This is a genomic window from Enterococcus sp. DJ147D b (assembly GCF_058216655.1).
The window spans coordinates 283877-310445 of sequence record NZ_CM177104.1 but is presented as its reverse complement, the minus strand read 5'-3'; the positions used below and the strand labels follow the sequence as shown (position 1 = coordinate 310445).

Here is a 26569-nt window from a genome sequence, read left to right as displayed (position 1 = left end):
ATCCTTAAAAAGTCAAAAAATATGTTCTTCTGACAGGTATCACTCATAAGCACACCAAATAAACCTCTATTGGTTCATCGGTTATTCAACTTACTAATTAGATACCTACTACACTCACAAAAATTCCCCATTCATCTAGGTTTATTTATTTTCCACTTAACTATAGCAAGGAGACGATACTTTGTCAATTTTATCCCTCAATTTATGATTTTCTACCAGTGATTCTGACTTGGATTCCATTTGGATCAAAGAGAATCAATTGTCCTTCTTCATTTTTCTCATAGTCGATTGCTTTTGTTTTCCAATATTCTTCTAGACGAGTTAATTCAGCTAGCGGTACTTCAAACGTATAGTAATTCAAGCCCAGATCATTAGGTGCCATTGCTGGAATATGTGTACCTAACCAAATATTGCTGCCAATATGGTGATGATAAGAACCAGCCGCAAAAAATTTTGCTTGGTTACCAAAATCATTTTTTAAACTCAAGCCTAGCACTTCTGTAAAAAATGTTTGTGTTTGATCTAAATCTCTGACTTTTAAATGAATATGACCTACAATCGATCCCTTAGGAAATCCATGCCAATGGCGACTAGCTGATTCTAGTACACCATCGCCATCTAATGCTTCGGTTACTCCGACGATTTCGCCATCTTCTTTGATTTGCCATTCGCGCATCGGCTTATCTCGATAAACTTCGATGCCATTTCCTTCTGGATCGGTTAAATACAAGGCTTCACTATACCCATGATCGCTAGCACCAGCAATCGGCGCTTTGACTTGTAAATAATGAAGCAAGGCATCACCCAATGCTTCTCGCGTCGGTAATAAAAAGGCGACATGATATAGTCCAGTTTTTCTAGTAACTGGTAATGGATTTTCGATTTTGGTTAAAATCAGCAACACTTGATCTTCCACGCCTAAAAAACTTTGATTTTCTGTTGATTCCAGTAACGTCAACCCAATGACACGTTCATAAAAATCAGTCATTTTCACTAAGTTTGAAACAGTTAATGCGACTACTCCGATGTGTGCTGTAGCTGCTAATTGAAAATCTGGTATTAAAATCGCCATCGCTTTATCCTCATTTTCTATTTATTTGATTACATCCAGTATACAGCTTACTTTTTGTAAGTTGAAATAAAATGCTTGTTCACCAAAAAAAGTGCGAGATGAACTTTCACCCCACACTTAGAGATTCACGATTTAATTTATCTGATTATCAAACCATCAATGAAAAAACGCCAACCGCTACGATTGCACCTGCAACAGGTCCAAGAACCGGTACCCAAGAATATGCCCAATCCGAAGTTCCTTTGTTCCCAATTGGCAGCACCGCATGAGCAATACGCGGACCTAAGTCACGTGCTGGGTTAATGGCATATCCCGTTGGACCACCAAGTGATAGACCGATTGCTAAAATCAAGCCCCCAACAGCAAATACATTTGTTCCATCAGCAAATGCATTTTCGCCAAACGCTAATAGACCTAAAACTAAAACAAACGTACCAATCAATTCAGTGATAAAGTTTGCAGGATAATTTCTAATTGCTGGTCCAGTGGCGAACGTTCCTAAGATAGCTCCTTGATCTTTCGTTGCTTCCCAATGTGGTAAGTAAGATAGCCATACTAATACTGCACCAAGAAATGCACCTAGCATTTGGGCAATAATAAATGGGAAAACAAGGTTCCACCCAATTGCACCAGTCATCGCCATTGCAATACTAACTGCGGGGTTCAAGTGAGCAGGTCCCATAAATCCCGAAATGTAAACAGCCATCGTTACTGCCATCCCCCAACCTAAAGCAATGACGATCCAACCAGATGCTTGTGCTTTACTCTTATTCAAGTTAACCGCTGCACAGACACCATCACCAAGCAATACTAAAATCAACGTGCCAATAAACTCTCCCATGATTTGGGTCATTTCTGCGCTCATTTATTCTCCTCCTTTAATTCACGTAAATCTGACTCATCGACTAATTGATTTAAGTGACTCGTTTCTTGTTCCTTTTCTTCTTCAGACCAACCGAAATAAGCAGCCATTGCGTCAATCACAGGTTGTTTTAATTCATCTAGTTGATCTCGTTCAAATAACATATGGTTTGTTCGACGGATGAAGTAATCACCTGGTGTTAAGACCATTTCATTTTCTAGACCATAACGTAACCGAGCAGATTCTGCCAAACTCAAACCAGAATATGGTGCCATTTCTTTAGCTAATTCAAAGATTCGCTTAGCATTCGTTCCATAAAAATCAGCGATATAATGTGCATCTTCTTCAGACAAGCCAGCTTCCACACCGATTTTTGCTAATTCTTCGACCGTTTCTTCTAGTTTTGTTGGATCAAAATCGCCACCAGAAATAGCATACGTTTTTGAATCGATTTCTTTGAAGGTTAAGTCATATTTTTCTTGTAATAGTTGGCGAATCAAAGCCAATGCCCCTTCAGACATTTTGCGGTAATCGGTAATTTTCCCACCAGATAAAGTTACTAATCCATCTGGTTCGATTTCAAGAGAACTTCCTCGAGAAATGGCAGATGGTGCTAAATCTTTTTCACCACGACTATTTTCTAAATGATTCAAAACATCTTCTACTTCAATTCGAGAAACTTGATTTTCTTTAAATTGAGTTACTGCATCAATCACTTGATTAAAACTTTTATCTGAGATCGAACCATTGTCACCACCATTGTAATCTGAACCAGAATTTCCAATTAACAATGGACGTAACCCTGCCCAGCTTGACTCAATATCATCTAACGTAATATTTGCTTCTGGATAACGATGGTTGATAACATCTAAAAGATAGTCAACGTCTTCTTGCGTTACTTTTGGATCTGTGTATTCTCCTTGATAATCCGTATCTGTTGTTCCAAAATACGTCTTGTTTTCACGAGGAATAGCAAAAACCATACGTCCATCTTGCTTACCTGTGTCAAAATAGGTTGGTTGTGGAACTGGTAATTTCTTGCTATCGACTACTAGATGAATCCCTTTTGTCGGACGCATTTTCGGCACAACTGCCCGAGCGAAATTCATATTACGAACTTTGTCGACCCAAGGTCCACTTGTATTGATTACAACTTTTGCTTTGATTTCAACTACTTCGTCAGTTAATAAATCTCTTGCTTTAACGCCAACGATTTGATTTCCTTCATACAAGAAGCCAACCGCTTTCATTTTACTTACCAAGTAAGCACCATCTTCAGCTGCTTTTTTGATATTATCAATCACCAAACGTGAATCATTGTTACGAAAATCAAGGTAAACACCTGCACCTAGTAGTCCTTCTTTTTTTAAAAATGGTTCACGCTCTAAAACTTCATCTGGCGTCAATGTATAATTTTCATACTTTGTCCCAATCACGTTAGCCAAACGATCATATAAATCCATAGCAATTTTGACAGAAAACATATTGAAAGTCGTTGCACCTTCATCTTCATAAATAGGTAGTAGCATTGGATCTGGTTTAGGAATGTGTGGTGCAACCTGTTGAACCACTGCACGCTCAGTCACTGTGTCTGCTACAACTTCAACATCAAAATTTTTCAAATAACGAATGCCACCATGGACTAGCTTAGTTGAACGTGAAGAAGTGCCTTCAGCAAAATCTTGCATTTCAATCAAGCCAGTCTTCATACCAGCCGCAGCAGCTTGCACTGCTACCCCAGCACCAGTAATCCCACCACCAATGATGAGTAAATCTAATTCTTCTTTTTGCATTGCTTGAATACTTGCTTGTCGTGTTTTCTTTGAGAACATGGTTTTTCCTCCCTTATTCAAATACGCGTGTTGCTTCTACAGCTTTTTTCCAACCACTGTAAAGTTTCTCACGTCTTTGTTCTTCCATTTGAACCTCAAACATTTTCCCAGCTTCGTAAAATTCACGAATTTCATCCATATCTTTCCAATAACCTACTGCTAAACCTGCCAAGAAAGCTGCTCCTAAAGCAGTTGTTTCCAAGTTTTCAGCTCGTTGGATTGGTGTGTTCAAAATATCTGTTTGGAATTGCATTAAATACTCATTGTTGGCTGCTCCGCCATCTACTTTTAATACAGGAATTTGAATACCCGTATCTGCCTGCATGGTTTCAATGATGTCACGAACTTGGTAAGCAATTCCTTGTAACGTTGCTTTAATGATATCTTCTTTCGTCGTTCCCCGAGTAATCCCAAACATCGCTCCGCGTGCTGCTTGATCCCAATAAGGTGCGCCTAACCCTACAAACGCTGGAACAACATAAACTTCATCATCACTTGTTGAACGTTTTGCTGCTTCTTCTGAGTCACTTGCTTTTTGCATCATCTGTAACCCATCACGTAACCACTGAATCGAAGAACCTGCCACGAAAATACTTCCTTCCAAGGCATAGTACACTTTACCGTTGATTCCATAACCGATCGTAGTTAATAAATTATTTTTTGATAATTGCGGTGTCTCACCTGTATTCATGACAATAAATGAACCTGTACCATACGTGTTTTTTACCATGCCGGGTTCAAATGCCATCTGACCAAATAATGCTGCTTGCTGGTCGCCTGCCATTCCTGAAATTGGTGCTTCACTACCATAAAAATGATAACCTTGTGTATAGCCATAAACTTCTGAATTAGACGTTGCTTTTGGCAACATTGCACGAGGAATGTTCAGCAAATCAAGAATTTCTTGATCCCATTCTAAATTATGAATATTGAACAACATCGTTCTACTAGCATTGGAATAATCTGTTACATGTGCTTGTCCATCTGTCAACTTCCAAACCAACCATGAATCAATTGTTCCAAAAAGTAATTCACCTTTTTCTGCACGCTCTTGTGCGCCCTCCACATGATCTAAAATCCAGCGAATTTTAGTAGCTGAGAAATACGCGTCAATCACTAATCCTGTTTTTTCATGGAAGAATTTTTGATAGCCTTCTTCTTTCAATTGATTCGCAATATCCGCTGATTGACGAGATTGCCAAACGATTGCGTGGTAGATTGGTCGTCCCGTGTCTTTTTCCCAAATAACTGTCGTTTCGCGTTGATTCGTAATACCAATCCCAGCGATTTGATTGGGTTTGATCCCCGATTCAATAAATGCTCCTGCAATAACTGATTGAACTGAGTTCCAAATTTCATTTGCATCGTGTTCGACCCAACCATCTTGAGGAAAATGTTGAGTGAACTCTTTTTGCGAACTGCCGATGTGTCTTCCCTTTTTGTCAAAGATGATCGCTCGTGAGCTCGTTGTCCCTTGATCAATGGCCATAATGTAAGTTGATTCTGTCATTGTTATCCCTCCATTTTTTGCAAACGCTTTCTTTAACTGAACTAATCATACAATGTAATTAAAAAAAGAAACTGCCAAAAATTGATTTTTTTGAATTATTTTTGACAGTTTTCTTTCAATTCCTTGATACGAATGACTTTCAAAGATGTTAATTTTTTTCTTTTTTGTAACGTTCAATCTGATTTTTCAATCGTGCAATATCATAACTAGAAGCAAATTCTGAAAGATAATAGCAATTTTCTTCTTTGTTAATTTGATTAAACGTTATGATAAGATCATATTTTTTTCCTTCTTGGTATGATTCTACTTGCACACCACTAATTCCCTTAAGTTCGCTCAATAAAAATTGCTGGAAAGCAATGCGATAAATCGGTAAAGTCGTTAAATCAATCCCGATAATCACTAATTTCGCAATGTAAAAATCAATCATCATCAGAACACTAGCATATAAAATCATTAAGTTATCCAATGTTTGAACATCAAATTCTTTCGTAGGTAGCTGCTTGATAGCTGTTTCTTTTAGTTGTTCCAATAACTTGCTCAAAGAATGCCCAAGCATCTTTTTCTGTTGTTCAAGCAAGTGTTTACGATCGTAAATCGTTAATTTACCATAAAAGAAATATAATTCATTATTGATTTGTGAGAGTTGATACCCAACAGCTTTTTCTTCACTGATTTTTAGTCGCCTTGGACGATAATGCCATAACATCGTTTCTCGAATATATGTATCCAAAACTGCAGTTGGTAATTTTTTGCTTCGAGTCAACTCATACTGATAAAAAACTTCTTCTTCTAAAATTGAAAAAGAAACAAAAAAACTATAAAACATCAGCGTTTCGTACGCACTTAGATCCGCTGCTAAACGACTCAGATATAAAATCAAGATTGCATCGATTGTTTGATACAACCGATCTTCTTGATATAGCTGTTTCTTTTCCCGCAAAGTTGAAAAAGTCGTTTTTTCGCTCACTAATCGCTTCTTCGTAATTCCCACCCAACAAGCTAATTGAGCAGTCGAAAATGTAGAAAAAGTTGTTTCTAACACATGCTCCAACCCTAAGATAATCGTCTTTTTATCTGGTGTATTTTGGAGGTAAAGTGGACGTTGTTCTTCAGGAATAAATCGAAATAATTCGTAATAAAAGTACCTTACTTGCAGTTCTTCTCCGTAAAGTTGACCATTTTTTATCTGGATTCCAAACTCTTTCAGTAATCGATTCAATTCTTTAATCTTCCGAAAAACAGACGATTCACTGATAGAAAAAGCCGTTGCTAATTGGACAATTGAAGCTTGTTGATGTTCCAATAGATATGTCAGTAATTTGTATTTCAAGCTATCTTGTAAAAGGTGCAATATGATTTGTTCCAAACTTACTGTTTCATCCAAAGACAAGATGACTTGATAATCAGTTCGAAAAACTTCTACTTTTTTTTGCATACTCAAACCAATCAGTTCAATCTCTTCCAAGTAGGAATCAAAGGATGATTTAGACAACTCCACCTCATGACGCAATTCATTCAAGGAAGATTGTCCACCTCGTAAGACTAATTGACGTAAAATTGTTACTTGTAGTTGTTCTTTTTTTTCTAGTAATTCTTCAACTCTCATAAGAAGACTCACTCATCTCTAAAATCGTTTCTGGAGTTCGGTATTCTGGTTGGAAAAATAACTCATGCGCCCCCAATTGTTGTAACGTCCACTGCTGTTCGATCGCAATCGTCAATAGATCCAATAATCGAAAAACAGATGACTTACTTTGAAGTTGTGCACCAATCAATTGATCTGTTTCCTGATCAACCAATAACTGGAGGTAAATCTTTTCATTATTCGTAAGCGAAACACGATGTTCTTGATTGATTTTCCGAACTCTTCCTGCATAAAAAAAGCGTTCACTTTCGGTCAAACCTACGCTACCAATAAAATGTCCAAACCATTTATTACCAACTGGACGATAGGTACCACTATCTTTCGTCGGTTTCCCACTGATTGTTTGACTAACTACTTGTGCTGTTCGAATAGCATTATTCACTAGTGAAACATACATTTTTTCTTGTGTTGGTCGAAAGGTTACTTGAATAGCATCTCCAATGGCATACACATTTTTTCGTGAGGTTTGCAGATAGTCGTCCACCCAAATCGTTCCATCATCATTCAGACTGATAGTCTCTGCCCATAAACTGTTATCTGGTCGTGTATGATTAGCTAATAAAACTAGATCATAATGAGCTTTGCGTTTTTCAGACTCTAAAATAGCACCATTTTTATCGGCTAAAACTTGGACTTGTTCATTCAAAAAAAGCTGTACACCGCTTTTGGTCATTTCATTCACGATTGACTCTGTCATTTGTTCATCAAGATAACGAAACAAAATTTGATTGCGGCTTTCATAAAGATCAACTTTTTTTCCTAAAGCTGTTAAGTCTTCTGCTAGCTCCACACCTACTTGCCCTGCCCCTACAACTGCTACTTTATCCGCTTGTGCAAGTATTGCTTCCAACTCAGTAAAATCGTTTCCCCTCTTAACGGAATAAATGTACTGTGCTTTTGGCTCCTCCAATCGTCTAAAACTTTGCGCGGAACCCGTCGCAATAATCAATTGGTCAAAAGGTAATTTTTCCCCGTTGTCTAATATCACTTCATTTCTCACTAACCCAATCGCTGCCTTTTGTGTCATTACATTGATTCGACTATTTTTTTCAAGTCTTTCTTTTGTTATCCAATGGCTTTGTTTTTTGTCAATGATTTGTTGCGTCAAGAGTAAATGAAAGCTGCTTGGGATAAAACCGATTTCATTTTGTTTTTCGATCAAATAAATTTCTGCTTGTGGACAAGCTTCGTTAAGTAATTGAGCTGCGTGGATTCCTGCGAATGAACCGCCAATGATCACAATTTTCATCTATGTTCTCCTTTTCTAATCTTCTTATTTGCAGAATAGCATTTCAGTCAAAATGTTTCAAAAATATCACTCTTCTTAACGATTTTTTCCTTAAAAAAAACAAAAAAACTCAGTAAAAGAGATTCTTCCTCCTCTCGGATGAAATTGTTCTCTTTCGCTAAGTTTTCTCGTGTGTGTTGGAATTGTGAATGAATTGGATTGAATTTATGTAAAGTTTCTGATCAAGAATGATTACTTAAGCAAAAACTTCCAATGATTTGAACAACGTCAGTTGCAATTGTTAACTAATTTTCTTTTCACGAAAAACTGATACAAGCATACTAATTTTCGTTATTTAAAGTTACAAAACAGTTGAATCCTTTTGCTGTAAAAATCATGTGTGCATATCATATGATTTTTTGGATTATTTGTCAAAAATCTATACCTATTTTATCGTGCTGACTTGATAATAAAGTCAGGCAGCTTGTTTAGTGCATTTGCCTGACTTTTCTCAATTAGCTACTTCTTATCAAACCTTCAACACAAATGCTTCATACGGACGCATCGTCACTTCTCCAACAGGTACCTCTGTCAATTCATAGTTTGTTAAAATAATTTCTGTACTCTGTGGAACTGAAACTGTCTGATTCTGTTCCGATAAATTACATGCGACCAACCATTTTTCGTCACCTAAACTACGCAAGTAAGCAAAAACTTCTGTTGGTGTGTGCACTAATTCATATTCCCCCCAAACAATAACATCATGTTCTTTTCGTAAAGCAATCAATTGCTGATAGGTATAAAAAATCGAATTCGCGTCTGCTAATGCTTGTTCTACGTTGATTGTTTGATAATTTGGATTCACGTGTAGCCACGGAGTTCCAGTCGTAAAACCGCCATTTGTACTTTCATCCCACTGTATCGGTGTTCGAGCATTATCTCGCCCCTTAGCATTGATTGATTCAATCAAGTCCTCTTTAGAAAAACCTAACGATAATCTTTCTTGGTACATATTGATAGTTTCAATATCCGTTGCTTGCTTGATATCAGTAATGGGATAGTTGGTCATTCCAATTTCTTCTCCCTGATAAATATAGGGCGTCCCCTTCATCAAGTGTAATAAAATTGCAAAAGCTTTGGCACTCTCTACTCGATACTGTTGATCATTTCCCCATCTTGAAACAATTCGTGGCAAATCATGGTTATTCCAAAATAAACTATTCCACCCTTCATTTCCTAAAGAAGTTTGCCATTTTGACAATACTTCCTTCAATTTGGTTAAATCTAATGGTGCTAAATCCCATTTTTCTTTTCCTTCTTGCTGATCTAAACCAACGTGCTCAAATTGGAAAACCATGGACAATTCATTTCGTTGTGGATTAGAATACAATTTCGCAATTTCTGGCGTTGCCCCCCAGGTTTCTCCAACTGTTAAAAGATCTTTGCCACCAAATGTTTCAGCATTCATCTCTTGTAAGTATTCATGGAGTTTTGGTCCGTTTCCTGTAATTTCTTGATCTGGAAGTTTGCCAATCAAGTCAATCACGTCCATCCGAAACCCGCCAACACCTTTCTCAATCCAAAAATTCATCATGTCATAGACTTCTTGACGAACTTTTTCATTTTCCCAATTTAAATCAGGTTGTTTTTTGCTAAATAAATGTAAGAAATATTGTCCTGAGTCTTCATCAAATTCCCAAGCAGAACCACTGAATGTGGAGCGTAAGTTATTAGGCACCTGACCAGCAACAGGATCACGCCAAATATAGTAATCACGATAAGGATTTTCTGGACTCTTTCGTGCTTCAACAAACCAAGCATGTTCATCTGAAGTGTGATTGACTACTAGATCCATAATGATTCGGATGTCTCTTTTCTTTCCTTCTGCAATCAACTCTTCCATATCTGTCATCGTACCAAACTCACTCATGATTTCTTCGTAATTGCTGATATCGTACCCATTATCATCATTAGGTGACTGATAGACTGGCGACAGCCAAATAGCGTCTATTCCTAAAAGTTCAAGATAATCTAAACGCGAAATAACTCCTTGTAAATCTCCAATTCCGTCCCCATTCGTATCTTGAAAACTTCTTGGATAAATTTGATAAACGACCGCACGTTGCCACCATTGTTCCTTCATATTCATTCCTCCTATACATTTGCTCAAGTAAAAAAGAAATCGCTTACGTTTTTATTCAACGAAATTAGCTTTTTCACTTTAGATCTGGTTGCTTGAATTGTAGCGTGACTAAATCAAATAGTAAATAGACCTTTTCTTGTCATTTTTCATAAAAAAAACAAAAAGCCTTTCATCACAATCACTAGAAAGAATATTCGTGATGAATGTTAACGATAACAATTTTTGAAGCAATTAAAATTTCTTTATAAGAAGACAAAAAAATCCAGAGGACTTCTCCTCTGGATTACACCTCATGCTTTTCTCTATCAAAACCACTTGATGAAGAACCTGATATTATTTAGAAATACTGCTTTATTCAGCGACTGTTACGTCACCAGTTACTGATGCGCCATCTTTATCTAAAACAGCAGAATCTTTATATTCTTGTTTTTCAAATGTGATGTTTCCGTCAACTTTTGCACCGTTTAAAACAAAACCATTTGCTTTTACTTCGATATTTCCTTTAACTGTTCCGTGAACGATGTTGAAGTTTTCTGATTCAACGATCAATGTTGGAACTGTTACTGTGTATTCATCTGTTACATTACGTTTATCATCTTGTGCGTACAAAGCAAATTTACGATAGATATCGTTACCTGCTTCACCTTTGTCATGGAATTCACCAGCAACTGTTACATCGTTATCAAATGTAACGTCTGCAGTTGTTGCAACGATCCAGTTACCATCAGCACCTAACGCTTTTTCTAAGTCGCTTGCTTTATCACTTACTGATGCACCTGAAACTACTTCTGTTGTTGAAGCAGTGCTTGAAGATGCTGCTGTTCCTTTATCTGAATCTGAGCCACAAGCTGTTAAAAACATTCCTGCTGCTGCCAAAGTTACGACTGTTGTTGCTAATTTTGTGTGTTTCATGATGTTACCTCCAATTATTGTGAGTTAGTTTTCCTCATCACAATTTTACTAATAAAACGCCTACAAATCAATAAATTGTCTCTTTTCTTCTGTTTTAATTAAAAAAAACCTATCTGTAAGTTAGTTCACTTACAAATAGGTAACGATTTATTTGTTAATTCACATTTAAAATCCACATAAAGCCAATAAAAACAAAGAATAATAAATACATGATAGGCGAAACTTCTTTTCCACGTTTAGCAGCAATCATTGTGATTGGATAGAAAATAAATCCTAACGCAATCCCATCAGAAATACTGTAAGTTAACGGCATGCCAATCAAAATCAAGAAAGAAGGAATCGCAATTTCCATTTTTCCCCATTCAATTTGGCGAAGTGACTGAGCCATCAATACACCAACAATAATCAATGCAGGTGCTGTCACTTGTGGCGTCACGATTGCTAATAAAGGCGAGAAGAACAAGCCTAATAAGAAAAATCCACCCGTTGTAATAGCTGTCAAACCAGAACGGCCACCAACCGCGATCCCTGCAGAAGATTCTACATAAGCGCCAACTGGCGAAGTTCCTAACAATGAACCAGCCAACATCGCTGTTGAATCAGCTGCCAATGCTTTACCAACTCGAGGCATTTTATTTTCTCGCATGAATCCTGCTTGATTGGCTAAACCAACTAAAGTTCCAGCCGTATCAAAGAACGTAACTAATAAGAAAGTTAAAACAACGACCCACATTTGTAAAGAATTAATATCCCCAATGTGTTTCAAAGCAACCAAAAATGTTGGTTTCAAACTTGGTGCAGCTGAAATAATTTGTGTTGGCATTTGGATCAAGCCAGTAACTAAACCAAGTAATGTAGTCCCAATCATCCCAATAAAAATTCCACCTGGCACACGACGAACCAATAGAATAGCTGTCACGACCAAACCAAAAATAGTTAACCAAGTAGATCCAACGTTCAAGGGGCCTAAACCAACCAATGTCGATTCATTTGCTACAATAATTCCGCCTTCACTCAAACCTAAGAAAGCAATAAATAGACCAATACCACCAGAAATTGCATACTTTAAATCTGCTGGAATCGCATCAATAATCATCTCACGCAATTTAAAAATCGTAATGATAATAAAAATCAATGAAGCGACAAATACTCCTGCTAGTGCTGTTTCCCAAGGAATACCCATTCCCAAACAAACGGAATACGCAAAAAATGCATTAATTCCTAACGCTGGCGCAGTTGCTATTGGATAACGTGCTAAAACTCCCATCAAAATACAACCTAATGCACTCGCTAAGGCTGTTGCTGTAAAGACCGCTCCTTCATCCATACCAGAAGCACCCAATACAGTTGGATTAACAAATAAAATATACGCCATTGAAATAAACGTAGTAAAACCAGCTAATACCTCACGTTTGACCGTAGTATTTAGCTTTTCTAGCTCGAAGTAGGAAAGTATTTTTTCCTTCATCTGACATCCTCCTAAAAATCCGAACATTAAAAAATAAGTCCGTAAAAAAATGATTAAACACTAAAACAACGTGTTTAATCATATAATAATTAGCAACATAAGTAAACTAAAATTTAGAATAATCAGTAAAACACGAACATTTTCCAAACTCATATTCCATTTAACACTAGCACGCTAACATTAGTATTTTTATCAAATAATTGTTTCAGGGGTTTTGGCTGTTAACGTACTTCTTTTTCCACTTACATCGAATGTCTTCTCCGTTAATTCTTTCAAAGCTTCCATTGCCTGCGTACCCCGGGCTGCCTGTTCTTCATTGATTGATTCGATCACCAAGATCGCCTTGGTTGTTTCTTCCGTCAACATCGTCCGCTGTGCTTCACGCCAATTCAAGCAACGACAAATTGCTCCTTCTTCATCAAAATAAATTAGTTCTTCTGGTAAAGCCGGCGCATCTTCTTGCGCACCTAAAGGTAAGAATTTTTCGCCACCAATTGCTTTTCCCAACTGTAAATCACCTTTTATTTTTTCTAGATCTTCTCCCCCACACGGCACGCCATATTCCAAAGAAATACTGTTGTAACAGTCCACCAATGGATTGATCGGTGAGAATTCACGCCCTTGACTGACTCGCTTTAATAAAGCTTCAATGGATGAACGCGCACCTTTTTTCGTTTTGAATTTCGTAAAAGCTTGTCGCCACTGTACAATCACTTCATTTTGACTAAATGGCTCCTCCGTTAGATAAACTTGTGCTTTTTTAGCCGCTTGACCCAGTAACTGAGTAGCTTTCGCCTCATTGGACGGATCAACCTGATTATTGATTCCTTCGATAACTAATAATTCAATTGTTGCATTCGGAAAAATTTCCCAAAAGCTTTGATCAACTATCACCTTTTTCATTTCACTTTCCATCCTCTCTAATAAGTTCTTTGACAAAAATATAATCTGTTTGCGCATCATCACCCATATAAAAAATATGTTCACTAAAATGAGTAAATCCCCATTTACGATAAAAAGCTAACGCTGTTTTGTTGTGTTCCCAAACACCTAGCCAAATTTTTCTTTTTTTCTTCTCCTTCGCTTTCGCAACAGCTAGTTCCATCAAACGATTTCCTAAACCCATACGTTTAAACTGTTTTCGTACATAAATACGTTCAATTTCTAAAAAATCTGCTGACATCTCTTCTGACTGTTGCTCATCAATATTGATTTTTAGATAAGCTGCCGGTACATCAGATACCATTAATAAATAAAATTCCGAACCAGTCGTCATTAGTTCTCGACGCAACTTGCCGATTTCATAAGCTTCTTCCAAATAAATCGTCATATTTACATCTGTATTAAATTCTCCAAATGTATCTTCATATGTTTCAATACTGATTGCTTGCAGTTGTTGTGCATCATCTTCTGTTAGTTTTTTTAGAGTTATTTCTGCCATATAAAGTATAATTTCCTCTCAATAAATTCGTTTATTTCCTTTTTTTACAAAATTCCAATCATCACTCACGTTTGCACTCACTTTTTCTAATAAAATTTTCAATTGCTGTGCTTCTTCTTCTGTAATCCCCTGTAGAGCAACTTGATTTGAATACTCATTTTCTCGAATGATTAATGGATAAACAGTTTTTCCTTTACTTGTTGGATAAAGATGTCTTATTTTTTTGTTTTCTTGATCTTGTTCTTTCTCGATCAGCCCATTTTTTTCCAACTTTTTAATGGCACGAGCAGTTGTAGTTCGATCCACCTTGATCATTTCTGCTAATTTTTCCTGGATGATTCCGGGATTTTCACAAATACGAACAAGGTAAAGATACTGACCACGTGTCAAATCAACTTCTTTGAATTCAATGTTACTGATGGAATCTAAAGCTCGAGCAATCACACCAATATCCCGAAGAATCTCTACCAATCAAATTCCTCTTTTCATTTATTTATTTTCTAGTTTACTCTTTTTTGTTGCAAATGCAACAATTTATTTTAATTAAATAAAAGCCAAATCAATCAGCACATCTGCCAGTCAATTTGACTCAATCGTTTGAATCACTTTACTCAAAATAAGTATTCTTTTGTTTATGCAAATATTCCAGTTGTTCTCTCGTCGTTCGTTTTACCGATAGTTTAGGTAAGTTGTCTAACGCAAAAAAATCCATGTTTGAAGTTTCGTTATTTTCAACAAAGGAGCCTTCAATAATTGAGCAACTAAAAATCAGTTTATAATATTGATAGACTTGTGGAATATCTTTTCTCAAATTCGTATCAAAGATACCCAATAACTCATCTACTTGAACAATTAATCCTGTTTCTTCTAACACTTCTTTTTGAATGTTTTCTTTGGGCGACAGACCTACTTCAGCGTAGCCACCAGGAAGTGCCCATTCTTTTGTTTTTTTGTCTTCAACTAGCAGCACCTTATCCTCTTGCTTGATATACGCGCGTACATCAACTTTAGGTGTCGGGTATCCCTCATTTTGTTCTGTTAATTGAAATAGTTCAGCAACAGATTCCTGCCCAACCCTACTCAGTAGTTCCAAAGAAAGTTTCTTTAATTCTTGATACCGTTCTTTGTCAAATTCATCTTTTCCATAATACAAACCTGCTTCAGCAATTGCTAATAACCTGCGATACATCTCTAAATCACTCACACTTCTTTTCTCCTTCCCAAAAATCCAATCATCTATTTTTAGTTTAACGCAATCGTTTACACTTAACTAAATGTTTCACTTTTCTTGACAAAAATTTAGAGAAAATTTCCGCGTATTTATTTTGACACAGTAGTAGAATCACAATAAGTTTTCTGCTATGCTTAGTGGCACATCAAGAAAGGAGAATAAAGATGAACGGACAATTAGATTATAAAACTGCCATCAAAGACACTTTGCCTACTGTTTTTGGCTATATCGGAATTGGTATTGCATTCGGGGTCGTTGGACATGCTGCTGGTCTTCATTTATTCGTTATTTTCATGCTCTCAGCTTTTGTTTATGCAGGCTCTGCACAATTCATCACTGTCAGTATGTTAACTGTTTCAAGCCCTGTATTATCAATTATTTTATCTACTTTCCTAGTCAACTCACGCATGATCCTCATGAGTACAACTTTAGCAAATTATTTAAAAGAAAACTCATTAGCACAAAATGTAATGCTAGGAACACTGCTAACAGATGAAAGTTTTGCGTTAGGGATGAACAAGTTGAATTTTAGTAAAGGAAAGTTATCATTTGAGTGGCTCAACACAGCAAATATTATTTCTTATTTGACATGGATCGGCGCAACAATGATTGGTGCTCTGATGGGTAATTTTATTAATGACCCCAAACAATTTGGACTTGATTTTGCAATTGTTGCAATGTTTATTGGCCTACTTTATCTTCAGGTAATCGCAGATCGAACATTACCTCTTTCTCTACAATTTTCCGTTATTTTATTTACGTTAATAGCAATCGTTCTCGGATTGATTTTTATACCAAGTAACTTATTAATTATTGTAGTAACACTTTTAGGCTGTGGATTTGGGGTGATGATGAAACATGTATACTACTAGTTATCTCTTTTTTACTATTTTAGGTTGCGGCTTAGCAACTTGGTTATCAAGGGTCTTACCTTTTTTGTTCATTAAGCGAATGAACTTTTCTCAACCCGTAGCAGAATTTTTAAGTTTCGTTCCAATCGTTATCATGTCTGCGCTATGGTTCAATAGTTTATTCGTTCAAAACTTGGGACATCTTCCAAGCATCGACTGGGAAAACTTACTTGCTTCCTTGCCAACTGTTCTCAGTGCAATCATTTCTAAAAACTTATTAGTAATCGTCATCGTGGGAATGATTTCTTTGGCGGCTCTACGGTTTTTCATTTTATGATAAGCAAGAAATCCTACAGACACAGAAAAAATACTGTGTTTGTAGGATTTTGTCTTTATTTTTATAAAACTGTGTCGAACATGATTATCATAAATCTCAAGTAACCATACTTTAAATCCATAACAATTACTTCTCTGATTATATCAAGAATTCGCTAGTGTCATCGTACAGAAAATTCAGATAGCCTTTACTTGACATCAACTATCTTTTGTCGGGGAACAGTGTGTATGCGGTAGTGAGGATCATCGTATCGAACTCACGAAGGATTCCCATTTGTCTTAGAAAGCTTGGTAGACTCATCATGAAAGAAATATTACTGAGAGCGACACACCTGCTATCAATACTAAATCAAACATATTTTCAATCTACAACAGGAAAAATAATCTTTGTATCTATTCAAAACAGCATAGCTCTAAAACTATGAACCTGATATTATCGTTGCCGATGTTGTTTTGGAAGCATTCAAAACAGCATAGCTCTAAAACTATTGTGTTCTCAGAATAAAGATTTGTCAAGTTTTGGAAGCATTCAAAACAGCATAGCTCTAAAACGCAGACTTGAAAAAAATTAGTTACACGACAGTTTTGGAAGCATTCAAAACAGCATAGCTCTAAAACCTCGGATAAATATTTTTGAGGTTCCGTAATCGCACTATTCGCCCATAGCAAGGCTTCAGCATAAATGCTTCATTAGTTCGATTTACTTGTCAAAGAACGAAAAGATAAGTGATATCTGTTATTTTGTTGTCAAAAAATAATCTTGATCTAGAATTTGCTGAGTAACACCCTCAACTGGTCTAGGTTCCAAAAATAATACATCCACATTGTATAAAGAAATATGGTCAATTAATATTTGTAATTCTGCCTTTGTTAAATAAGAACAAGCATTCACAAATACTAATAATTTCTTTTTCACTAGATAACGATATACTTGGATTACTTCAATCATTTTTTCTAAAATAGTATCACTTTTTGTTTCGATCCGTATTCCTAAACACTTAAATATCTCCATGAGGGTCAACTCATCTTCTTCAAGATCTAGCGCATGTTCTAACAACTCATGCTGCATCACTTTGGCAATTTCCATCGACAGGTAATCAATTTTCGTTTTGATTTCTGGCTTTTCATTCAACTGATTTTCTAAATCAGCGTAAATAAATTTCAATGTTGCAGGTGAGTTCACTTCATACCCCAAAATGTCTGTAATCAAAATCAGTTCAGATTCTTTGAGGTTTTTTTGATTTTTATCAAACAATTTTAGATCACTCGTCTCATCATAATGATAGAACTGTTCAACAGTATGTGCATAAGTCTTTACATCTTCAATCACTAAAATTGTTGATAAATTTAATTTTAATGATTCATCCAGTAGCTTAAAGTTCAAATTCATCATGTGCTTCTCCTAAATAAACGACCCTTGCATCTGAATTTCCGATGCAAGTATCCTGTTCTCCTGTCAAATAGAGCATTCGCGCAAATTGTTTTTCCGTAATTGTCAAAATTGTTACTAATCCTTTTTTAGGATTATGTTGCTTCAATCGATTAATCATAGCTGTGTTAGCAGTGTTATTCAGCAAAATTTTACTATAAACAGAAAATTGGTGCATAATAAACCCTTCACTAAGTAAAAACTTTCGGAATCTCCGATAAATTTTTCTCTCTTCGGCAGTTTCTGTCGGCATGTCGAACATCAAAATCATTCTCATATAACGATAGCTCATATCCTAAAATTAGGCGCCCTTTCTATCTCGTTATTTAGTGATTTCACTACTTTTTTCGTATAATCACTAACGATATTGGTCAAAAACATTTTTTTGTTATGGTAAGGGTAATTATTCGTAAACAAATCAAATAGTGCTCGTTTGATTACTTGAAATTCCCGATGCTGATTCTCATAAACGATGTGATCAACTAGTGGTCGAAATGGTTCCATAAAATCACTTGCTAAGTTAAAATCATTGAACTGATTTGCATGTTTTAACCCAAATTGCGTCATGCAACCTGTTTGAACAACTTCCCTTGCAAACATACTCAATAATAACGTGTAGCCATAATTCAAACCGGCGTTGATTGAATTGTCCGCCTCACGTGTAAACTCCTTACCAAACAAAGCATTGAAATAAATTCTTGCAGCATGACCTTCGCGATTACTAGGATCAAAAATTTCTAATTCATTTTGCAGGTTAAGAAGTGAGGCTGCTTTTTCTTGAAGGTCAAAGCCAGCTAGTAACTGACTTTGATTCAAGATTTTTTGTGAAATGATTTCAGTCCAAATTTCCGCTTTTCTGTTTTCTTTCCATTCCAATTGCCGAGCTAATTGCAAACTACTATCATGACGTGCATAGAAAGATAACAATTTACCAATAGGCAAACGCTTATCATCACAAAAAAGAATCAGAATATTTTCATCAATCAAGCGTTTGATCAGCATGGTAGTTAACGTAATATCTGTTGTTTCCAGTAGGAGAACATCAATTTCAGACAGGTGGATCAATTCTTGGCGATCATATGTCCGAAAAACTAAATGATTGTTTTTGTAAGTCAATTTAGAATGCGTATTTACTACTACTGTCCGCCACCCCATTGACTCAGACCAACCTTCTTTGAGTTTCGTATAACCCTGTAATTGATTGATTAATAAATGTTGCCTTATATAGTTCTGCTGTGTTTTTGTATCTACTTCGTTCGATTGTTTCTCCGAAGAACTTAAAGCTTGCTGGTGCACCTTGTTTATTCAATTGAAGTAATTGAATAAATGATGATGCTAATTCTTTCATATTTGCATCACGATTCTTTTCATATAAATCACGGACTTTTTTCTGTCTGTCTTCCGCACCAACATAGCGATCGGTAAACTGTAAGATTACTTCTAATAATTCAGTAAATTTTGCGCGATGATTTTCTAAATAAAGCAAGCTTTTACCACCGGAATCATCCACATGTTTGGCATGGTACAATAGTTCAACTAAGTCATCTGGCAAGACCATTTGATTGCCTTTTTGAGATTCATCTGCACTTGCTAATAAACGACGACGACCATCGGCAAATTGATACAAAGAATATTTTGGAAGCTTCAATTGAACTTCAGGATGGATAAAGCCTTTTTCTTCTAAGAAGCCGACTTCATTTTTTTCAAACGCTTGTCGTTCTAAAATTTTGATTCCCACTAATTGTTGAACAACTTTCGCCGCTTTTCCTTTTTCATGAGTAATAATAACAGAATATGCCACTGTTGGACTGTCGAACCCACCATAATTGACGGGTGCCCAGTTGTTTTTTCTAGCAATCAATTTTTTTGAAGGTCCTTTAGGTAAGATTGATTCTTTCGTAAATCTACCCGTTTGTATTTCAACTTTCTTTACGATATTCATTTGATGATAGTTCATCACTTTTTTGATCGTCTTGATGTCTCTTTGGCGATTCCAAAGGACTTCGCCAGTTTCTTTGTTTTTTAACACCTCATCGCTTGTAAAAAAGTTCATGATATTTGAATAGAACTCTTTTTTGGCGGTCGCTTTGTTCAGTGCACGAATGGAAACTTTCGTGTAATCCCCATAGACAAATTCAGGTGCTAATTTAGGATAAACTTTCAATAGAGCTTGTGCAATGACCCCATTCAAGTAAGCATCTTGTGCATGATGGTAATCATTGAGTTCTCGAATTTTATATAACGAAAAATCTTTTCGAAACTGGCTTGCTAAAGAAGATTTTAACGTAATCACACGAACAGGTTTTTCGGATGATTGTTGATTGTTATATTTTTGGTGTAAAATCTGAGCAACATTTTTTGTGATCTGGCGTGTTTCAACTAATTGACGTTGAATAAAGTATGCTTTGTCCTCTTCCGTCAAACCGCCATTGACTGCTTTCGTCAAATAACTGAATTTCTTTTTGCTGATCAGTCCGGAAGCCAAAAGTCTTTCCCAAGTAGGTTGCATTTCTTTCACTATATTTTCAGCAGGTACCGTGTTTGATTTGCCACGGTTCATACGAGATGTAGTCAATACACGGTTGTCGATGGAATCATCTTTTACGAAACTTTGGGGAATAATGTGATCAATATCATAGGAAGATAAGTTGTTGATGTCTAGCTCATCGCCGGTATACATATCACGCCCATTTTGGAGATAGTATAAGAACAAGCGATCATTTCTCAGTAAATTAGCGTCCTTGCTAATCGGTTCATCTTCCAAAATACTACTACCAAATTTTTTGATCGCTTCTTCTAAATATTTCATGCGTGCCCGCGAAGCGCGGTTTCCTTGCGCGGTTGTTTGGTTTTCTCTCGCCATTTCTACCACAATATTTGTTGGTAATTCCCCCATGATCTCAATGATTTCTTCCACGATTTTCAAGCTTTGTAAAATTCCTTTTTTGATTGCGGGGCTACCTGCTAGTTCTTGGACACGTTCTTCTGTATTCTTGTCATTGTCAAAAGCTATTTTTTCGATTTCTTCTTTAAAGGATAGATTTTCATCGTTAATTAATTGCATAAAGTTACGGTTACGATTTCTTGGTAGATCATCATCATCAATCAAGTAATCGAGAATCGTTTTTTGTGTTTTTTGGTCAACAATACCATGAATCAGCTTGGCTGATAAACGTCCCCACCCTTTGTAATGTTTACGTTCCAATTGCTTTTGTTCTTCTTCAGTTAATAAGTCGGAAAACTGTTCTAATTGTTTACGACGCATTTTACGATCTTCAAAGACAGTCAAAATTTTTACGATTTGTTCAAAGTGTTGTTCGTATTCTGGTTGTTCAAATAACGCTGGTCGGATACCCAGTTTGACTAAATCATGATACGTTCCTAGACCTGCATTAAAAGCTTTCTCGATTCCTTCCACTTTTGGATTTTCAATGCCATATTCATTTTTTAAAAAGGCCTCTAGTATTTCTTTTTTGACTTTTCGTTGTTGTTTAAATAGATCATTGACGATTTGCTGTTTTTCTTTACTCGAAAAATTCTGCACACGTCCGTTATCATCAATGTATTTTACCTTGGTCAATTCATTGTAAACAGTAAACTTTTCATATAATAAGCTATGTTTAGGCAAGACTTTTTCCATTGGCAAATAAGAATCGTTATTGGTCATCCGTTCCACAAAGTCCGTTGCTGATTTTTCGATATCTACTTTTTCATTCAAATTCCATGGTGTAATTTTTCCAGATTCTTTTCGAGTTAGCCAGGAAAAGCCCCCTTCTCCTTGTGCTAATGGTCCTACATAATAAGGAATTCTAAATGTCATGAGCTGGCTAATTTTTGCTTCCTCTAAAAAGGGATAATATGGTTTTTGATTTTTGATAATTGCTTTTAATTCTTCTAAATGGAGCTGATAAGGAATCACACCGTTATCATAAGTTCTTTGTTTGCGTAAAAAATCCTCCTGTTCTATTTTTGCTAAGAAATCTTCCGCACCTGTCGTTTTCGTTAGCGTTTTTATCAAATATTTATAAAATGCTTCTTGGGACGCACCGCCATCGATATACCCCGCATACCCAGCTACTTTTTTGTTTTTAAATAGATCATCATACTCGTCTGGTATGTTTTCACGAACAAATCGCTTCAATGCTTTTAGATCTTCTTTGTGATCTGTAAAACGCGCAACCATACTACTTGATAATTTTGCTCGTGTGGAAGCTTCAGTTACTTTCAAAATATTGGTCAACGAAATCGCATCATAGACACTTTTTGCTGCATCAAACACACTGCGAAAATCTTCACCTATTTCAGCGAGTAAAGTTTCTAAATTTTCTTCATGCTCTTCTTTTGAAAATTGGATTTTAGCATCTTCATCCAACGAAAATGTTTTTTTGACATTCCCTTGATTTCCAACAATCATTTTAATGAACTGCGCAAAGTCTCCTGTACTTTTTTCTTCAGGAAATAGACTTAAAATCAGTTCAGCTCGCTTCATACGAGAAATTTTTTGCTCGGCAATCCTATCTAAAGCGGTCAGTGAGTCCAGCTCTTTTTCAACGTTGAAGGTTTCATTGTAGACTTGGATAAACTGTTCAAACGTTCCAGAAACAGAAGAATTTTCTGTATTCAGTTCTCCTTCAATCAAAAAATGTCCTCTGAACTTAATAATGTGCGCTAAGGCAAGATAAACCAAACGTAAATCTGCTTTCTCAGAGGAATTAGCTAAATGCTCACGTAAATGATAAATCGTCGGAAACTGTTCATGGTAAGCTACTTCTTCAGCTATACTTCCAAAAATCGGATGACGTTCATTTTCTTTTTTATCTGTGATAGAAAAGCTTTCATCCAAACGAGCAAAAAAATTCGGATCGACTTGATTCATTTCTTCACCGAATATCGTACGTAAATATTGAATTCGTTGTCGGCGTCGAGCGATTCGTCTACGAGTCGTCCGTTTCAATCGTCGTCCTTCAGCGGTTTCACCCTGTTCAAATAAGCGAACACCCCAAAAGTTTTTTTTGACTGCTTTTTTTTGAGTATTACCTGAAATTTTCATTTTTCGTTTTACTAAATCATAATCTTCTGTCAGCACTGCCCATCCGACACTTGCTGTGCCGATGTCAAGACCAATCGTGTAATTTTTTCTCATCTTTACCCCTCCCAAATTTGCTTCTGTAACTTCTTTTGTAAAAATAAAAAGAATATTTCTGTTGTGTATTCTCGAATATGTGATAAAATGTACTTGTTGGTAGCATTCAAAACAACATAGCAAGTTAAAATAAGGCTTAGTCCGTAAACAAATTTTGGCACTGTATTCGGTGCTTTTTTTGTACTCTTTTTTTAATTGAATGTTGTTTTTAGAACAAGAAATTGCTACTTAATCATTTCAAATTATACCACTACCCACTTCACAAGCAAGCCTTTTCAATTGATATACAAACAATTTTTATTCTTATTAAAATAAGAATAAAAACAAAACATTTATTGAATTTAAAATAACTTTACATCAATCCATATCAAGTTATTTTTATCCAAATAAAAAAAGTGAGACAAAAACATTATCTGTTTTGCCTCACTTTTTTAGTATCACAGATTCAAATAGTTTTTTTCAGACTGAAACTAAACATCAATTTATACTTGTGAAAATAATTCAATCATCTTTATTTAGCTTATCTATTAGCTGGTTTTCCTTGCTTCCTTCCTATTCATCTTTCATTTTCAGAAGAATCAAAAGCACCCAACTCTTCATTCAAGAAATAAGAAATAATCGTGCGAATTCCTACTAATGCCGCCAATTGAAAAATATCTTTCAATGTTGGTTTGATGATCGACTCGATGATTCCAGCAGAAATAATAATTTCCAAGCTTAGTAGAATGTAGCCACCTAACATTTTTTTAATTTCCGTGTTCTTTTTGATTTTTTCCTGTTTAGTTAATTGTTTATCAAATGAAAAATAGAGGAAATCTTTTGCGGATAATACCGCTCCCCACAGTAACAATAAGATAGCCAAAAAATTAAATCCTAAAACGAGGTATTGTGCATAAGACAAGAATTGTTCATTCAACATATCCTTCATCCTTCACTCCCCCTTACTCGTTTTTGTTTATCCGAAATTTCTCTGTTCAAGAAATAAGAGATCACTGTTCGAATGATAACCATCACAGCCAACTTCAAAATATCTGCCCAAGTTGGTCGAATAATTGATTCAACAATATCCGCCACAACTAGCACTTCCAAACTCAATAAAATATAGCTAGCCAGCAATTTTCTAACTTCTGCATTGCGCTGATTTCTTTGTACATAACTTTTTTTTATCGACTGAAACTGAAATAACGTTTTAAGCACTAAAAATATTCCCACGATCAAAATTAAAATGGAAAAAATATTTAAAACAAAAATGGCCCATTCCAAATAGAAAATAAACGTTTCATCAAACATCACATATCACACCTCTTCCATTATCCATAACTTTATTGTAAAGAATGCAAGAGGTCTCGTCCAATCAGAACAAAAAAATTCGTTTGTCATGTTTACTTATATAAATTAGACAGACTACAAAACGTGTCAAAAAAATCTTTTTTTGACACGCGTATCATTTGGTAGTTTTAACTATTGGGTCTATCATTTAAAACATAAGAGAGATGTCACGAGAAATAAAGGAGGATTTTCTTATGAACAAGAAACTACTAAAATTAAGCATTGGTTTAGGTGTTCTAGCAATTAGTGCACTTATCGTTGGAAAGAAGACGGGTTTCTTTGAAGATGACAGTCATTTATATGACGAATATGAATCAATCTAGTCGTCCAATCATCAGAGTTGTCAAAGCCAAGTACTGGAGGAAGAATCGCAATGAAAAAAAGTAAAGCAATCATGATCGGGGCAGGCATTGCCAATATGGCTGCTGCTGTGTATTTAATTCAAGAAGGAAAATGGCAAGGAAATCAAATCACTTTTTACTCGTTAGATGACCACGGTGCAAATGATGGCGCACCAACAGACACCGTCACAGATGAATATTGGAATAAAAACCATCCGATGGAAAATACAAAAGGCTATATTGCTCGTGGTGGTCGAATGCTGAACTATCGAACCTATGTTGACTTGATGGATTTACTCAGTCGCATTCCATCTGCAACAGAACCAGGAATGACTGCAGCGGAAGACACACGCGACTTTGATGCCAAACATCGAACATACGACAAGGCACGTTTGTTAGAAGGTGGAAAAGGAATTATTGATGGTGGAAAACTAGGATTCAACAATAAAGACCGCTTACTCTTAACAAAACTAATTTCGATGCCTGATTCAGAAGAAGAAAAATTAGACAACGTAACAATAGCTGAATATTTCAAAGAATCTCCTCATTTCTTTGAAACAAATTTCTGGTTCATGTGGGAAACAACTTTTGCTTTCCGTACCCAAAGTTCTGCTCAAGAACTTCGTCGTTACATGCACCAAATGATTTATGAATTTACACAAATCGAACATTTAGTAGGTGTCAACCGTACACGCTACAATCAATATGAAAGCATCATGTTGCCATTGATCAATTATTTAAAAGACCAAGGTTGTCAGATCATCTTGAATCGTTTAGTCACTGACTGGGAATTCAAAGAAACACCTATGCAAGATGAAATCACTGTAACTGGTTTAGAAATGATCAATACAGAAACAAATGAAAAAGAACATATTATTGTTGACAGCGATACCGCTGTTATCTTTACCAATGGCTCAATCACTGACTCAGCAACTTTGGGCGATTACGAAACACCTGCTGCCGAAAATATGGACTACGGTGCCGCTTCAAGTTTGTGGAAAAAAGCAAGTGAACGTTTCTATAATTTGGGAAATCCCGACAAGTTTTTTGCTGATCGAGATACTAGCGAATGGGTCAGCTTTACTTTAACAACTAAAAACCATTTGTTGCTGAATGAAATTGCAAGAATTACCACTCAAGAACCCGGCAACGCGTTGAATTCATTTATTTCAACAACGCCAATCACCCCTTTAGGTCATAAAGATGTCAATATGTCGATCGTGGTTCATCATCAACCACATTTTACTTCACAAAAACCAAATGAAACGGTTATTTGGGGTTACTTCCTTTACCCACGTCGTCATGGCGAGTTTGTGAATAAACCTTATATTGAAATGACTGGCCGAGAAATGTTGCAAGAACTTATTGGTCAACTATCAAAAGTTGATCCTGGTCCAGTAAATATCAGAGAAAAAGAAGAAGACATTTTTGCTAGTGTTATTAATAACATTCCAGTATATATGCCTTATGCTTCTGCGTTGTTCAATAATCGGGCAAAAACAGATCGTCCAAAAGTTATTCCAAAACATTCAACAAACCTTGCCTTCACTGGCGAGTTTGTCGAACAACCTTATCAAATGATTTTTACAGAACAAAGTGCTGTTCGTTCTGGTGAAATTGCCGCATTCCATTTTGCTGGGATCCCAATGTCACGTCTTGTCAAAACACCGCGTTATGATAAAGACATCCCAACACTTGCAAGAGCAGCTAAGAAAATGTTTGAATAAACATTGTTGGCTTGTAATAACGAATCAATCAATGAGAGACTAGGAAACGTAACCTCCTAGCCTCTC

Annotated in this window: 23 protein-coding genes; 4 read left to right on the top strand and 19 right to left on the bottom strand. The window is 36.0% G+C overall.

What is annotated here, in order from left to right; all coding sequences use genetic code 11:
• Window positions 1-202 precede the first annotated feature (202 nt).
• The 13 genes from AC4BD1_RS01540 to AC4BD1_RS01480 form a co-directional block, all read right to left on the bottom strand.
• Entirely contained in the window at window positions 203-1072 is an 870-nt protein-coding gene (locus tag AC4BD1_RS01540; protein WP_490466786.1) for a VOC family protein, read from the bottom strand.
• Window positions 1073-1220: 148 nt separating this feature from the next.
• A complete protein-coding gene (locus AC4BD1_RS01535; RefSeq protein WP_206909332.1) occupies window positions 1221-1937 on the bottom strand; it encodes an MIP/aquaporin family protein in 717 nt (238 codons plus the stop codon).
• Window positions 1934-3766, bottom strand: coding sequence for a type 1 glycerol-3-phosphate oxidase (gene glpO / locus AC4BD1_RS01530; protein ID WP_490485722.1), 1833 nt, complete (start codon window positions 3764-3766; stop codon window positions 1934-1936). Before glpO ends, AC4BD1_RS01535 begins: the two co-directional genes overlap by 4 nt.
• Before the next feature lie 13 nt (window positions 3767-3779).
• Window positions 3780-5276, bottom strand: a complete 1497-nt coding sequence (gene glpK / locus AC4BD1_RS01525; protein ID WP_206909334.1) for a glycerol kinase GlpK — start codon at window positions 5274-5276, stop codon at window positions 3780-3782.
• Window positions 5277-5424: 148 nt separating this feature from the next.
• On the bottom strand, window positions 5425-6885 hold the full coding sequence (locus AC4BD1_RS01520) for a helix-turn-helix domain-containing protein (RefSeq protein ID WP_490485721.1): 1461 nt from the start codon (window positions 6883-6885) through the stop codon (window positions 5425-5427).
• Window positions 6875-8173 carry an FAD-dependent oxidoreductase gene (locus tag AC4BD1_RS01515; protein WP_490485720.1) on the bottom strand — a complete coding sequence of 433 codons (1299 nt, stop codon included), beginning with the start codon at window positions 8171-8173 and terminating at the stop codon, window positions 6875-6877. The genes AC4BD1_RS01520 and AC4BD1_RS01515 overlap by 11 nt, the downstream gene beginning before the upstream one ends.
• 508 nt (window positions 8174-8681) lie before the next feature.
• Window positions 8682-10295: a glycoside hydrolase family 13 protein gene (locus AC4BD1_RS01510; RefSeq protein ID WP_490466782.1), complete on the bottom strand. Its 1614-nt coding sequence runs from the start codon at window positions 10293-10295 to the stop codon at window positions 8682-8684.
• Window positions 10296-10646: 351 nt separating this feature from the next.
• Window positions 10647-11207: a bactofilin family protein gene (locus AC4BD1_RS01505; RefSeq protein WP_206909338.1), complete on the bottom strand. Its 561-nt coding sequence runs from the start codon at window positions 11205-11207 to the stop codon at window positions 10647-10649.
• A 154-nt stretch (window positions 11208-11361) separates the two neighbouring features.
• A complete protein-coding gene (locus tag AC4BD1_RS01500) occupies window positions 11362-12675 on the bottom strand; it encodes an NCS2 family permease (protein ID WP_067483128.1) in 1314 nt (437 codons plus the stop codon).
• A gap of 192 nt (window positions 12676-12867) precedes the next feature.
• Entirely contained in the window at window positions 12868-13578 is a 711-nt protein-coding gene (locus AC4BD1_RS01495; protein ID WP_490485719.1) for a B3/B4 domain-containing protein, read from the bottom strand.
• 1 nt (window position 13579) lies between these two features.
• Complete coding sequence (locus tag AC4BD1_RS01490; protein WP_490466781.1) at window positions 13580-14116, bottom strand: GNAT family N-acetyltransferase; 537 nt, start codon at window positions 14114-14116, stop codon at window positions 13580-13582.
• Window positions 14117-14134: 18 nt separating this feature from the next.
• Window positions 14135-14587 (bottom strand): MarR family winged helix-turn-helix transcriptional regulator, encoded by a 453-nt coding sequence (locus tag AC4BD1_RS01485; RefSeq protein WP_206909343.1) that lies wholly within the window; start codon window positions 14585-14587, stop codon window positions 14135-14137.
• 136 nt (window positions 14588-14723) lie between these two features.
• Window positions 14724-15305, bottom strand: a complete 582-nt coding sequence (locus AC4BD1_RS01480) for an NUDIX hydrolase N-terminal domain-containing protein (RefSeq protein ID WP_490486007.1) — start codon at window positions 15303-15305, stop codon at window positions 14724-14726.
• Between the two features lie 206 nt (window positions 15306-15511).
• Between AC4BD1_RS01480 and AC4BD1_RS01475 the strand changes: the two genes are divergently transcribed.
• Window positions 15512-16219 (top strand): AzlC family ABC transporter permease, encoded by a 708-nt coding sequence (locus AC4BD1_RS01475; RefSeq protein ID WP_206909345.1) that lies wholly within the window; start codon window positions 15512-15514, stop codon window positions 16217-16219.
• Window positions 16206-16535: an AzlD domain-containing protein gene (locus tag AC4BD1_RS01470; RefSeq protein ID WP_490485718.1), complete on the top strand. Its 330-nt coding sequence runs from the start codon at window positions 16206-16208 to the stop codon at window positions 16533-16535. Before AC4BD1_RS01475 ends, AC4BD1_RS01470 begins: the two co-directional genes overlap by 14 nt.
• A 735-nt stretch (window positions 16536-17270) precedes the next feature.
• Here the strand turns inward: AC4BD1_RS01470 and csn2 are convergent.
• The 6 genes from csn2 to AC4BD1_RS01440 form a co-directional block, all read right to left on the bottom strand.
• The gene (gene csn2 / locus AC4BD1_RS01465; protein WP_490486006.1) at window positions 17271-17924 is read right to left on the bottom strand and encodes a type II-A CRISPR-associated protein Csn2; all 654 of its coding nucleotides are present in this window, start codon (window positions 17922-17924) and stop codon (window positions 17271-17273) included.
• A complete protein-coding gene (gene cas2 / locus AC4BD1_RS01460; RefSeq protein WP_206909353.1) occupies window positions 17908-18255 on the bottom strand; it encodes a CRISPR-associated endonuclease Cas2 in 348 nt (115 codons plus the stop codon). The genes csn2 and cas2 overlap by 17 nt, the downstream gene beginning before the upstream one ends.
• A complete protein-coding gene (gene cas1 / locus AC4BD1_RS01455) occupies window positions 18252-19118 on the bottom strand; it encodes a type II CRISPR-associated endonuclease Cas1 (RefSeq protein ID WP_206909355.1) in 867 nt (288 codons plus the stop codon). The genes cas2 and cas1 overlap by 4 nt, the downstream gene beginning before the upstream one ends.
• Before the next feature lie 4 nt (window positions 19119-19122).
• Window positions 19123-23106, bottom strand: coding sequence for a type II CRISPR RNA-guided endonuclease Cas9 (gene cas9 / locus AC4BD1_RS01450; RefSeq protein ID WP_490485717.1), 3984 nt, complete (start codon window positions 23104-23106; stop codon window positions 19123-19125).
• 556 nt (window positions 23107-23662) lie between these two features.
• Window positions 23663-24034 (bottom strand): DUF1622 domain-containing protein, encoded by a 372-nt coding sequence (locus tag AC4BD1_RS01445; RefSeq protein WP_206909360.1) that lies wholly within the window; start codon window positions 24032-24034, stop codon window positions 23663-23665.
• Window positions 24031-24396: a DUF1622 domain-containing protein gene (locus tag AC4BD1_RS01440; protein WP_490466777.1), complete on the bottom strand. Its 366-nt coding sequence runs from the start codon at window positions 24394-24396 to the stop codon at window positions 24031-24033. The genes AC4BD1_RS01445 and AC4BD1_RS01440 overlap by 4 nt, the downstream gene beginning before the upstream one ends.
• A gap of 233 nt (window positions 24397-24629) precedes the next feature.
• Here AC4BD1_RS01440 and AC4BD1_RS01435 point away from each other — a divergent pair, with 233 nt between their 5' ends.
• Together AC4BD1_RS01435 and AC4BD1_RS01430 are read left to right on the top strand one after the other, a co-directional pair.
• Window positions 24630-24758 (top strand): methanol dehydrogenase, encoded by a 129-nt coding sequence (locus tag AC4BD1_RS01435; RefSeq protein WP_206899385.1) that lies wholly within the window; start codon window positions 24630-24632, stop codon window positions 24756-24758.
• 50 nt (window positions 24759-24808) lie between these two features.
• Window positions 24809-26503 carry an oleate hydratase gene (locus AC4BD1_RS01430; RefSeq protein ID WP_206909364.1) on the top strand — a complete coding sequence of 565 codons (1695 nt, stop codon included), beginning with the start codon at window positions 24809-24811 and terminating at the stop codon, window positions 26501-26503.
• Window positions 26504-26569: the final 66 nt, after the last annotated feature.

Excerpts from the sequence above, each read along its gene's own strand:
- AC4BD1_RS01540 (WP_490466786.1), bottom strand. The coding sequence starts at position 1,072 with ATGGCGATTTTAATACCAGATTTTCAATTAGCAGCTACAGCACACATC.
- AC4BD1_RS01535 (WP_206909332.1), bottom strand. The coding sequence starts at position 1,937 with ATGAGCGCAGAAATGACCCAAATCATGGGAGAGTTTATTGGCACGTTG.
- glpO (WP_490485722.1), bottom strand. The coding sequence starts at position 3,766 with ATGTTCTCAAAGAAAACACGACAAGCAAGTATTCAAGCAATGCAAAAA.
- glpK (WP_206909334.1), bottom strand. The coding sequence starts at position 5,276 with ATGACAGAATCAACTTACATTATGGCCATTGATCAAGGGACAACGAGC.
- AC4BD1_RS01520 (WP_490485721.1), bottom strand. The coding sequence starts at position 6,885 with ATGAGAGTTGAAGAATTACTAGAAAAAAAAGAACAACTACAAGTAACA.
- AC4BD1_RS01515 (WP_490485720.1), bottom strand. The coding sequence starts at position 8,173 with ATGAAAATTGTGATCATTGGCGGTTCATTCGCAGGAATCCACGCAGCT.
- AC4BD1_RS01510 (WP_490466782.1), bottom strand. The coding sequence starts at position 10,295 with ATGAAGGAACAATGGTGGCAACGTGCGGTCGTTTATCAAATTTATCCA.
- AC4BD1_RS01505 (WP_206909338.1), bottom strand. The coding sequence starts at position 11,207 with ATGAAACACACAAAATTAGCAACAACAGTCGTAACTTTGGCAGCAGCA.
- AC4BD1_RS01500 (WP_067483128.1), bottom strand. The coding sequence starts at position 12,675 with ATGAAGGAAAAAATACTTTCCTACTTCGAGCTAGAAAAGCTAAATACT.
- AC4BD1_RS01495 (WP_490485719.1), bottom strand. The coding sequence starts at position 13,578 with ATGAAAAAGGTGATAGTTGATCAAAGCTTTTGGGAAATTTTTCCGAAT.
- AC4BD1_RS01490 (WP_490466781.1), bottom strand. The coding sequence starts at position 14,116 with ATGGCAGAAATAACTCTAAAAAAACTAACAGAAGATGATGCACAACAA.
- AC4BD1_RS01480 (WP_490486007.1), bottom strand. The coding sequence starts at position 15,305 with ATGTATCGCAGGTTATTAGCAATTGCTGAAGCAGGTTTGTATTATGGA.
- AC4BD1_RS01475 (WP_206909345.1), top strand. The coding sequence starts at position 15,512 with ATGAACGGACAATTAGATTATAAAACTGCCATCAAAGACACTTTGCCT.
- AC4BD1_RS01470 (WP_490485718.1), top strand. The coding sequence starts at position 16,206 with ATGTATACTACTAGTTATCTCTTTTTTACTATTTTAGGTTGCGGCTTA.
- csn2 (WP_490486006.1), bottom strand. The coding sequence starts at position 17,924 with ATGAATTTGAACTTTAAGCTACTGGATGAATCATTAAAATTAAATTTA.
- cas2 (WP_206909353.1), bottom strand. The coding sequence starts at position 18,255 with ATGAGCTATCGTTATATGAGAATGATTTTGATGTTCGACATGCCGACA.
- cas1 (WP_206909355.1), bottom strand. The coding sequence starts at position 19,118 with ATGGGGTGGCGGACAGTAGTAGTAAATACGCATTCTAAATTGACTTAC.
- cas9 (WP_490485717.1), bottom strand. The coding sequence starts at position 23,106 with ATGAGAAAAAATTACACGATTGGTCTTGACATCGGCACAGCAAGTGTC.
- AC4BD1_RS01445 (WP_206909360.1), bottom strand. The coding sequence starts at position 24,034 with ATGAAGGATATGTTGAATGAACAATTCTTGTCTTATGCACAATACCTC.
- AC4BD1_RS01440 (WP_490466777.1), bottom strand. The coding sequence starts at position 24,396 with ATGTTTGATGAAACGTTTATTTTCTATTTGGAATGGGCCATTTTTGTT.
- AC4BD1_RS01435 (WP_206899385.1), top strand. The coding sequence starts at position 24,630 with ATGAACAAGAAACTACTAAAATTAAGCATTGGTTTAGGTGTTCTAGCA.
- AC4BD1_RS01430 (WP_206909364.1), top strand. The coding sequence starts at position 24,809 with ATGAAAAAAAGTAAAGCAATCATGATCGGGGCAGGCATTGCCAATATG.